Origin of the sequence: Faecousia intestinalis, assembly GCF_040096185.1 — a bacterium.
Taxonomy (GTDB): Bacteria; Bacillota; Clostridia; order Oscillospirales; family Oscillospiraceae; genus JAZOXB01.
The window spans coordinates 1-10,432 of sequence record NZ_JBBMFF010000218.1 but is presented as its reverse complement, the minus strand read 5'-3'; the positions used below and the strand labels follow the sequence as shown (position 1 = coordinate 10,432).

Here is a 10,432-nt window from a genome sequence, read left to right as displayed (position 1 = left end):
GCGTGCGTCAGCACGATGCGAGTGTGCGTAGCACACGGGATTCCTGATTAAATGTTTTAATCAGGAATCAGTATTAAAGCTTGCCCAGCTCGCGGAGAACGCCGAGGGTGACGTCCAGCTCGGCTTCCGTTGCGGGAGCGAGCGGCAGGCGGGCCGGCCCGAGCTTGATGCCCGTAACAGCCTCGATGGCCGGACGGAGCAGGGAGTTCGGCAGGATGCGGCCGTTCTGACCGGTGGTCTTGCAGAAGCGATACATCGGAACAAAGAGCTCCTTGGCCTTCTCGTTCTCGCCCTTCTCGAACGCCTCGAAGATCGCACGGATCTCGTGGCCGAAGATGTGAGCGCCGCCGGAGACGATGCCCATCGCGCCCTGCACGATCGTCGGCAGGAGCATGATGTCATCGCCGTTGTAAACGACGAAGTTCGGATCGACCTTCTCGGTAGCCAGGAAGAAATCGGTGACCTGCGTCGGGTTGACACCGGCCTCGTCCTTCACGCCGACGATGTTGGGGATGGCGGCCAGACGGCCGACGGTCTCCGCCTCGAGGTTGACGCCGACGAAGATGGGGATGTTATAGAGCATGATGTTCGCCTTTGTGTTCTCGGCGATCGTCTTATAATGCAGATACAGGCCTTCCTGCGTGGGCTTGTTGTAGAACGGGCAGACAATCAGAGCCAGCTCGATGCCGAGGTCATAGGCCTTGTTCGTCAGGGCGATGGTCTCCTTCGTGGAAGCGCAGCCGGTGCCAGCGATGACGGGCTTGCGGCCTGCGGAAGCCTTGACGGCGGTCTCGAACAGCTTCACGCGCTCGTCGAACGTCAGCAGGGAAGCTTCGCCGGTGGTGCCGGTGACGATGAGGGAGTCGCAGAGGTCGTTCGTGATGACGTACTCGATCAGCTCGGCATACTTGCCATAGTCGATCTCTTCGTTTTCGTCATAGGGGGTGATGAGCGGGAGCAGAATCTTGCCGTATTTCTTCTGGAAGTCCATGTCAGTATTTCCTCCTGTTTTTGTAGGGCCCTCTGTTTGTGGGTTCAGAGGCTCCCTTAATTATGTTTTTATAGTGAACGTGCTAATGTGTTTTACAGTGGATGCCGCACCTCGGCGGGTGCTTTCCTCCCCTCGCCGGCCGGCAGCCGCTAATGCCAGCCGGCGCCGAGGCCCAGTGCCTCGGTTCCCGGGGAGATCAGCGCAGTTCTTTGACGTTGCCCTCTTCGTCGAAAATGACTTCCATCGGCTCCGAGACGATCGTCACATTGTCGAGCGCCTCAGCATCCGGGATCAGGGCTTCGGAAATATAGAATTCAGAAAGCGACAGGGTATTCTTGAGCCAGACGATGCGCGGGCCCTTTTCCCAGTCGCAGTCCGTGGCAGTACGCAGCGCAAACTGCATGGCGGTGCGGTCGCTCGGCATAACGGCGGGCAGGCGCACGGCCAGCGGCTCCGCCGCGGTGATGCCGTTCGGATAGGTCTGTTCAAAGTCGATCTTGCGGTACAGGCGCTGCGTCGTCACGTCGGCGCTGCCGAGGCCGCCAAAGTTGCCGTGGGACTTATCCGTCAGGTCAAACACGGCGATGCGCTGGAAGAACGGACGGCTGATGCCGAGGACCGGAGAACGGCCCGTGACGTTCGGGTCCATGCCCGCGCCGCTGATATCCTTGCCGGTCTCGTCGACAAACAGGATGTCCGCCTGGTCAAACGGGACCTTTGCCATTCGGCTCTTGGCGTACTCCAGCAGGGGCGGCTCCTCCTCGAGAATGCGCCCGGCCGGGATGGCCTCGATGCGGCAGGTCTGGTGATAGGCGTTCTCGATCAGGCCGATGGCAAACATGTTCGGCTTCTTCTCGATGATGGCACCCGCGAATTCCTTGACATTGGCAGCCATGCTCTTGAAGCCAAGCTTGTGGCACTGATATGCGCCGTGCTGCTTGCCCATGCCGATGACGAGCATCTTGCAGATGCCGCTCTCGACCTCGCCGCGAAAGTCCGTGTGGGCCTTGATGCGGCCGACGGGGATGAGGAAGTCCGCCGCATTGGCGTACTTGTCCAGATGGATCTCCAGGCCGCTCTTGGCATGCGCGATGACCTCGGTGTCCATGGTAGCGCGGATGGGAGCGCCCATGGCCTCCTCCGTCACGCCGTAGCCCTCGATGATGCCGCGCTGGCCCTCGGCCTTCGCACCGGCATGGCTGCCCATGGCGGGGATAATGAACGGATGCGCGCCGACGGACTTGACCTGATCGCAGATGGCGCGGATGACGCGGGCGATGTTCGCCACGTCACGGCTGCCTGCGGTGATGCAGACGCTGTCGCCGGGCTTGATGCGGTCGAGCGTGCCCTCGCGCTGCATAGCCTGCGCAACGGCTCCCTCGATGTCGTCGATGTGGCCGCGGTCCATTTCGTGGCGGACGCGGACAAATTTCGGGATCTGGTTATCAGCCAGCAGTTGATCAAAGATATTCATGCGTTATCCTCCGCCGTGCCCCGGTTTCGCCGGGGCACGGACTTCATGCAGTCAGTTACGCCTCTTCGGGAATGAGGTAATCCTTGATGTTGATGCCCTTCTTGACGCAGTACTTCTCGATCTCGGCATAGGTCGCGGGGTTGATGCCGACGCCGTGCGCCAGAACGTCCTTCTCGGCGTCCGCTTCCTTGTCGCCGTGGACATAGACGCGGCTCTGGCCCTCGGCCGGCTCTGCATCGCGCATGCTCTGCAGGTACTCGGACAGGCGGCGGTTCGTCTCTTCCCGATCGCCGAACAGGGAGTAGTCGATGGCGGCGAAGAAGTGGCAGCACTTTTCCTTATCCTTCGTCACGCGGACGCCCTTGCTGACGGCGCCGTGGGACATGACCGCGCACATGATGTCGACGAGCAGCGCCAGGCCATAGCCCTTGTGGCCGCCGAAGAGCATTCCTTCGCCGCCCATGGGCATGATGCCGCCGCGGGTCTTCTCGGTGTAAGCGGGGTTGGACTTGTTGTCGCGGATACGCAGGAAGACGTTCGGGTCGAGGCAGGTCGTGCCGGTCTCGTCAACGAGCATGCCGGGCTGCAGCTCATGGCCGATCTTGGCATAGACCTCCATCTTGCCGCAGGTCATGACGGACGTTGCGAAGTCCATGTGGAACGGATGCGGGTCGGCGGGGATGGTCACGGCGATGGGGTTCGTGCCGAACATCGGCTCGCGGGCGTAGGTCGGAACGACGAGCGCCTCGGCATTCGTCATGGACACACCCATGAGGCCCTGCTTGGCAGCCATCATGGAATAGTAACCGGCAATACCGAAATGGTTGGAGTTACGGACACTGACCATGCCGACGCCGTACTTTTTTGCCTTGTCGATGGCAAGCTGCATGCCCTGGATACCGGCAAGCTGGCCCATGCCGTCGTGCGCGTCGATGACAGCCATGCTCAGGCGGTCCTCCACGACCTCGGGCTTTGCATCGACCTTGATGCGGCCGATATCGATGCCGAACGGATAAAGGGTCAGGCGGTTGACGCCGTGGGACTCGACACCAAAGCGGTCGGAGGTCAGGATGACATCAGCGACCTTCTCGCTGTCTTCCCGGCTGAAGCCGTAGCGGATGAACATTTCCACGGCCAGCTCATAGAGCTTTTTATAATTGTATCGGGTATAATGGCTCTTGTCCTGCATGATAAAACACTCCTTTTGATCAGTAGTTACTTGCCCAGATAGGCAGTGCGGATCGACTCGCTGGCGAGCAGCTTCTTGCTCTCGCCCTCGTCAACGATGACGCCGTTTTCCAGAACGTAGCTGCGGTGCGAGATGCTCAGCGCCATGTAGGCGTTCTGCTCGACCAGCAGCACAGGGATATTGGCCTTTTCATTGACGCGGGAAATGATGTCGAACACCTCGTCGACGATGATGGGTGCGAGGCCGAGGGACGGCTCGTCCATCATCAGCAGCTTCGGGCTGAGCATCAGGCCGCGTGCGATGGCGACCATCTGCTGCTCGCCGCCGGAGAGGGTACCGGCCTTCTGCTTTTTGCGCTCATAGAGGCGGGGGAAGAGCTCATACATCTCGTTGAGCTTGTCCGCCTTTTCCTTCGCGCTCATGCGCAGGGTATAGGCACCCATTTCCATGTTTTCCAACACAGTCATGCCCGGGAAGATCTCACGGCCCTCGGGGACATAGCTGATGCCGCGCTTGACGATATGGTGGGTCTTCTTGGCCTGGATCTCTTCATCCTGCCAGACGATCTTGCCGTTCTTGGCGGGGACGAGGCCCATGATGCTCTTCATGAGGGTCGTCTTGCCTGCGCCGTTCGCGCCGATGATGGAAATGATCTCGCCGGGATTAATCTCGACGTTGATGTCATACAGGGCCTGGATCTGGCCGTAGTATACATCGCAGTGCTCCATTTTAAAGAACATGGATCATTCTCCTTCCATACCGATCTTGTAACGGTCGCCAAGGTAAGCCCGGATGACTTCGGGGTCGTTCTGGATCTCGGTGGGCGTGCCCTCCGCGATCTTGGCGCCGTGGTTGATGACCGTGATGACGTGGCTGATGTTCATGATGATATCCATATTGTGCTCGATGAGCAGGATATCCTTGCCGGACTCATAGACCTTCTTGATAATGGCCACGAATTCGGCGCGTTCGTTCGGGTTCAGGCCCGCAGCCGGCTCATCGAGGAGGATGAGGGTCGGATCGATCATCAGCGTGCGCGCCAGCTCCGTCATCTTCTGGCGGCCGTAAGGCAGGTTGCCGACGGTACGGTCGGCGTACTGCTCGATACCGATGAAGCGCATGATCTCCATCGCCTTCTCGCGCAGCTCCTCCTCCTCGCGCTTCGTTTTGAACGGGTCGATGAGGAAACGGGCGAAGTTCATCTTCGCATGGAGCTGGCCGCCGATCATGACGTTCTCCAGCGCGGTCATGGAGCGGAACAGCTTCAGGTTCTGATACGTTCTTCCCATGCCGGCCGCGGCGATCTTATGCATCTTCCAGCCGGTGATGTCTTTGTCGTTAAAATAGATCTTGCCGGAGGTCACCGGGAAGGAACCGTTGATCATATTGATCGAGGTCGACTTGCCGGAGCCGTTCGGGCCGATGAGCGCGTGGATCTGGCGCTCCTTGACCTCAAAGGAGAGGTCGTTGACTGCGACCAGGCCGCCGAAGCGCTTGGTCACATGCTCCAATCTCAGTACGGACATGGATCAGCCCTCCTTCTGCGTTTTCTTCCGGCCGGCGAAGAAGGCGGCAGCCTTTTTCTTGAGCTGGGAGAACAGGTGAGACAGGCCGAGCGGATACACCAGCAGGAGCAGCAGCGCGATGCCGTAGAACACGAGCTGATAATAGTCGCCCATGAAGCGCAGCAGCTCGGGCAGGATCGTGACGAGGATGGCGCCGATGATCATGCCGGAGGTCGAGCCGATGCCGCCCAGCATCAGCATAACAACGAACTTCGTGCCGTTGTCGGTGGTGAAGGTCGTCGGAGCAACGTACTGCATGACCCAGGTGTAGAACACGCCGGCCAGGCAGCCGAGGATCGTGGCGATGAGGAAGGCCATGAGCTTGAGCTTCGTCACGCTCAGGCCGACGGACTCGACTGCCTCGGGGTTATCGCGGACAGCCTTGAGCGCGCGGCCGTACTTGGACTTCGCCAGACGCACGGAGAAGATGATGAGCAGGATTGCAATGACCAGAATAAAGTAGTACAGCTGCGCCTGCGTCTTGAATTCGATGCCGAAAATGTTTGGCTCGGAGATGTCCTTCACGCCCATAGCGCCGCCGGTCAGCCACTGCATGCTGTTTGCCAGCGAGTAGACGATCTGTGCAACGGACATGGTAGTCAGGGACAGGAAGATGCCGCTGACGCGGAGGCTCGGGTAGCCGAGCATGAAGCCGACAAGAACGGCGACGACCAGAGCGGCCAGCAGGCCGACGAGGTTCGTCGAGCCGGTCGCCTGCGAGATCAGGGCCGACGTATAGGAGCCGAGGGCTACGAGGGCGATGGTACCGAGGTTCGTCTGGCCCGCCAGACCCATGACCACGTTCAGGCCGAGAACGGCGACGAGGTTGATGAGCGTCTGGCTGAAAAGCTGGATGTAATAGTTCGTGGAGTAGATCATGGGCAGGACGACAGCCACAACCAGCATGATCACGGGCAGGATCAGGGAAGTTACCGAAATCTTTTTGCGTTTCATTTCCATTACCCCTTTCCCATCAGACTTTGTGGCGCATGAAGCCGCCCGGACGGATCAGCAGCACGACGATCAGGAACACGAAGGCAACGATGTCCTTGTAGACCGTGGGGATGACCAGAATGGCGAGGGACTCGACCACGCCGATGAGAAGGCCGCCGAGGATCGTGCCGGGGATGTAGCCGAAGCCGCCGACGATACCGGCTGCCCAGCCCTTCAGGCCGATCATGTTGGACATGGTCAGGCTGATGGTGAACAGCGGGATGGTCAGGACGCCGATGATGCCGCAGATGACGCAGCTCAGGCCGGTCGTAATATTGATGCTGCGGTCGATGTCGATGCCCATGATGGCCGCTGCCGTCTTGTTCTGCGCAACGCAGCGCATGGCCTTGCCGGGCTTCGTGAGCTTCAGGAACATCTGAAGCGCGATGATCAGAAGGATGGCCACAACGATGATATATCCATACGCCTTGGCAAAGACGAAATCGCCGATTTTGATTACGCCGGTCAGGAAGCCGGGAATCGTGAAGGAGTAGGGACCGTAGATCAGACGCAGGGCCTCGGAAATGACCTTGGCAAAAATCTGGGTGCCCACAATGGAATACATGGTCAGCGGCATATTGCGCAGGGGGTTGAAGATGGTGGCGGAGATCAGACAGCCGAGCACGAACATCACGAGGAGCGTGCAGAGGATGCTCAGCCAGATGGGCCAGCCGAGGCCGACAACGAAGGTCCCGCCGAAAACGAAGGCGGCAGTGGTGATCAGCATATTATGTGCAACGTTCAGCAGGCCGGAGGACTGCCAGACCAGCGTATATTCCACGCCGACCAGAGCGTACACGAAGCCGAGGGCAACACCTGTGATCAGCAGCTGCAGGATAGTTTCAAGCATTGCTTTCCTCCCTTTCTTGCTAATGTAAAGGCCGTCCAACCAGTTTATCCAGTTGGACGGCCTTGGAAGAGTCTAAAAACCTATTTCGTTTCGATTATTCCGCGGAGACCGTGGTGTACATCACAGGGACATTGTCCTTGATGACGGCGACGGTAGCGGAGTGGATGAGCAGGTTGTTCTCGTCGCAGGTAGCAACGCCCTGGAGCATCGGGAAATCCTTCGTCTCGGCGACGGCATCGCGGATGGCCTGGCGGTCAGCGCTGCCCGCACGCTCGATGGCGTCGAACACGAGCTTGAAGGTGCTGTAGACATCGGCGACGTAGAGCTCAGCCTTCTGGCCTTCGCCGTAGTCGCTGGCATACTTGTCGCAGAACGCGGTGACCTCGGGATCATCGGAGTTGCCGACGAAGTCGGTCACGGAGTACCAGCCCTCGACCCAATCCGGCTCGCAGAGGTCGCGGACCTGATCCATGGTGATGGCCGGAGAGGCAACGGTCGGGACCTGCAGGCCCAGCTCGTAAGCCTGACGGGCAGTCAGAACGTACTCGGCGTCGCTGGCCCAGACGACCATGCACTCAGCGCCCTTGGACTTCAGATCGAGGATCTGACCGGTGACGTCGGTGTCACCGATGTTGATGGCTTCGGGATAGACAGCCATGCCGGCGTCCTTGCAGGCGGCTTCGATGACTTCCATAGCGCCGGTGCCGAACTCGTTGTTCGTGTACATGATGCCGACGGACTTGACCTTGAACTCATCGATGATGAGCTTCGCGGCGCAGGAGGCCATCAGATTGTCGTTCGCGCGGACGAGGAAGCAGTACTCATTGTCCAGCTCGAGCAGCTGCGGGTTGGTGCCGAGGCCGAAGAAGGGGATCTTCGCATCCTTGTAAACGCTTTCAGCAGCGAGGATCATGCCGGAGTTCCACGGGCCGACGACTGCGGAGATCTTGTCGTTGCCGGCGAAGATGTTCGCGACGTTGACGGCGATGGCGTTGTCGGTAGCGTCGTCCTGGATGACGAGCTCGACCTTACGGCCGCCGAGGAGGCCGCCGGCTGCGTTGACTTCGTCAACGGCCATCTGAGCAGCCTTCACCATGCGGTCGCCGTTGGCGGCGTCAGCGCCGGTGATCTTGGCGCTCAGGCCGATGTAGATGGGCTCACCGGAGTCGGTATTGCTATCGCCGTTGCTGTCGGCGGTGTTTTCGGTGTTGGTGGTATCATTGCCCTTGGTCTCGTCATTAGAACCGGCGCAGGCGACCAGACCGGCGACCATTACGAGGACAAGCAGAAGCGCGATCAGCTTTTTCATTGGTTGTTCTCCTTATAATAATAATTCTCGGTCGACCGAGATGCGGGACCAATGCGTAGGAAAGGGGGTGGTGCTCCGCCGTGGGAGGCGGAGCACCGGAGGAAGAATCGCTTTTGTGAGGATGAATTACTTCATGTCGGCAAGGATCTTCTCGATCTTGCGCTTGTTGGCCTCGTCGAGCTCGCCGAGGGGCTTGCGGGGCAGGCCGACATAGTCGAGGCCCTGAGCCTGCAGCGTGTACTTGCAGATCTCCTGCCAGTGAGGCACGCCGTTGACCTTGTCATAGAAGAAGTAGTTGATGTACGGCTGGATGTTGTCCTGCGCAGCGCGGGCAGCCTTGACGTCGCCAGCGAAGCAGGCATCCTGCAGAGCGCGGCACTGCTTCGGCAGGACCGCCGGGAAGCCGGACAGCCAGCCATCGGCGCCGCAGAGCAGGCCTTCCATTGCGCAGTAGTCATGGCCATAGAAGACGGTCAGCTTGTCGCCGCAGGCGAACTTCAGCTCATGGACGCGGTTGGGATCGCCATGGGCAGCCTTGATGCACTGGATGGTGCCGTCGTCGACGAGGGACTTGACTTCCTCGGTGTTCAGCTCATAGCCGGCGAACCAGGGGTTGTTGTAGACCATGATGTCGATGTCCAGAGCAGCGCGGATGTCGCGGAAGTGCTGGAGAACAGCCTTCTTATGCGGGTTGAGATAGAAGGGCAGGATGACCATGACGCAGTCAGCACCGTGATCCTGAGCAAACTTGCTCATCTTGATGGTGTTGAGGGTGTCGTAACGGCCGGTGCCGCAGACCAGAGGAACCTGACCAGCGAGGAAGCTGGAGACATGAGCGATGATCTCGCGCTGCTCTTCCATATTCATGGCGATGTTCTCACCGGTGGAGCCGCAGATGGAGATGGTCTGTGCGCCGTTGTCGAGCAGCCAAGTCAGATACTTTTCCATGCCGGTCTTGTTGTAGGTCTGATCGGCATTCCAGATCGTCATGCTGGCCGGGCAAAGGCCGTAAGCTTTCTTGTGATCTTTCATTGTGTTTTCCTCCTTGAAATGATCCTTTCGGATTTTGGAACAAAGTAATTATTTCCACCGGCTCATGCCGGACATGGATGGGTTCAGGCGAAGCGCATCACGACGTAGATGCCGAGGGCCGCAACGAGGCCGCCGATGATCGCGCCGCGCAGCCACGGCGTCGGACGCTCGATGCGGCTGCGGATAAGGGTCGGCAGGCCGCCGCAGAGCACCAGCGCGGCCGCAAGGCCGAGGGAATTGAAATGCTCGCCGTCGTTGCCGAAGCGGAGGATGCAGTAGCCGCCGCCCGCTGCCAGAAGCAGGCCAAGTGCAAGCTGCGCCAGGATGAAAATGCGTTCCGGCACGTTTGCAATGCGTTCGTTCAGCTTCGTCATGTTCCGTGCTCCCTTCGCTCTTTCTGACTGGATTATACACCGCTCGACACCGGTATGTCAACAGATTGTATGACAACAAAATCAATTTCGTAGAAATGTTCAAGAAATCTCGCCAGATTTTGTGCACTTCGCCCATAGATTGTCTGACAATACGACATCATGTCAACTCCGCTCGGAGGAGTCTGCGCTTTCCTGCCCGCGCCGCCCTGTCGCCCGGAGCAGAAGGATCGCGCACCGGAAGTGCGCGTTTTTCCCGATTCGGCCGATAAAAAAATGCAGTCTCAGAAAAGAGAGACTGCATTTTTGGGGGGTATTGTTGAAGTATCGATGGCGTGTTGTAGGGTGCGGCGTCCCCGACGCACCGTGTACAGCCCGCAAATTTGGGGCCGCTCCCGATGCATGCACCTGCCATTGTAGGGGCGCGGCATGCCGCTCCCGGCGCTATGCTGCCGATCCGTACAGGTTAACGATAAAACGGTGAAAGCCAGAATATGGGGTGTAGCGGCGCTCAGTGAGCGCCTTGTACAGGACAATTCAACGGCAGGAGGGCGCTGGTGCACCAAGGCATTTCCCTGATGTGTCATTGCGAGGGCGCTTTGCGCCCGTGGCAATCTCGGGAAGGCACTCACGTTGATCGCACACGCCATTGTAGGGG

10 protein-coding genes are annotated in these 10,432 nt (G+C 59.3%); all 10 read right to left on the bottom strand.

Annotated features, from left to right (window positions below; translation table 11 throughout):
- Positions 1 to 73: 73 nt before the first annotated feature.
- The 10 genes from dapA to WMO66_RS07915 all read right to left on the bottom strand — a co-directional run bounded on the left by dapA (position 74) and on the right by WMO66_RS07915 (position 9,777).
- The gene (gene dapA / locus WMO66_RS07960; protein ID WP_349135893.1) at positions 74 to 991 is read right to left on the bottom strand and encodes a 4-hydroxy-tetrahydrodipicolinate synthase; all 918 of its coding nucleotides are present in this window, start codon (positions 989 to 991) and stop codon (positions 74 to 76) included.
- Between the two features lie 196 nt (positions 992 to 1,187).
- The gene (locus WMO66_RS07955) at positions 1,188 to 2,465 is read right to left on the bottom strand and encodes a nickel pincer cofactor-dependent isomerase, group 22 (protein ID WP_349135892.1); all 1,278 of its coding nucleotides are present in this window, start codon (positions 2,463 to 2,465) and stop codon (positions 1,188 to 1,190) included.
- Positions 2,466 to 2,520: 55 nt separating this feature from the next.
- Entirely contained in the window at positions 2,521 to 3,654 is a 1,134-nt protein-coding gene (locus WMO66_RS07950) for an Ldh family oxidoreductase (protein ID WP_349135891.1), read from the bottom strand.
- Positions 3,655 to 3,680: 26 nt separating this feature from the next.
- On the bottom strand, positions 3,681 to 4,394 hold the full coding sequence (locus WMO66_RS07945; protein ID WP_349135890.1) for an ABC transporter ATP-binding protein: 714 nt from the start codon (positions 4,392 to 4,394) through the stop codon (positions 3,681 to 3,683).
- 3 nt (positions 4,395 to 4,397) lie between these two features.
- A complete protein-coding gene (locus WMO66_RS07940) occupies positions 4,398 to 5,180 on the bottom strand; it encodes an ABC transporter ATP-binding protein (protein ID WP_349135889.1) in 783 nt (260 codons plus the stop codon).
- Between the two features lie 3 nt (positions 5,181 to 5,183).
- A complete protein-coding gene (locus tag WMO66_RS07935) occupies positions 5,184 to 6,173 on the bottom strand; it encodes a branched-chain amino acid ABC transporter permease (protein ID WP_349135888.1) in 990 nt (329 codons plus the stop codon).
- Between the two features lie 19 nt (positions 6,174 to 6,192).
- Positions 6,193 to 7,062 carry a branched-chain amino acid ABC transporter permease gene (locus WMO66_RS07930; protein WP_349135887.1) on the bottom strand — a complete coding sequence of 290 codons (870 nt, stop codon included), beginning with the start codon at positions 7,060 to 7,062 and terminating at the stop codon, positions 6,193 to 6,195.
- A gap of 94 nt (positions 7,063 to 7,156) precedes the next feature.
- Positions 7,157 to 8,371 (bottom strand): ABC transporter substrate-binding protein, encoded by a 1,215-nt coding sequence (locus WMO66_RS07925; RefSeq protein WP_349135886.1) that lies wholly within the window; start codon positions 8,369 to 8,371, stop codon positions 7,157 to 7,159.
- A gap of 126 nt (positions 8,372 to 8,497) precedes the next feature.
- Positions 8,498 to 9,403, bottom strand: coding sequence for a dihydrodipicolinate synthase family protein (locus WMO66_RS07920; RefSeq protein ID WP_349135885.1), 906 nt, complete (start codon positions 9,401 to 9,403; stop codon positions 8,498 to 8,500).
- Between the two features lie 83 nt (positions 9,404 to 9,486).
- Positions 9,487 to 9,777, bottom strand: coding sequence for a hypothetical protein (locus WMO66_RS07915; RefSeq protein WP_349135884.1), 291 nt, complete (start codon positions 9,775 to 9,777; stop codon positions 9,487 to 9,489).
- Between the last annotated feature and the right edge of the window lie 655 nt (positions 9,778 to 10,432).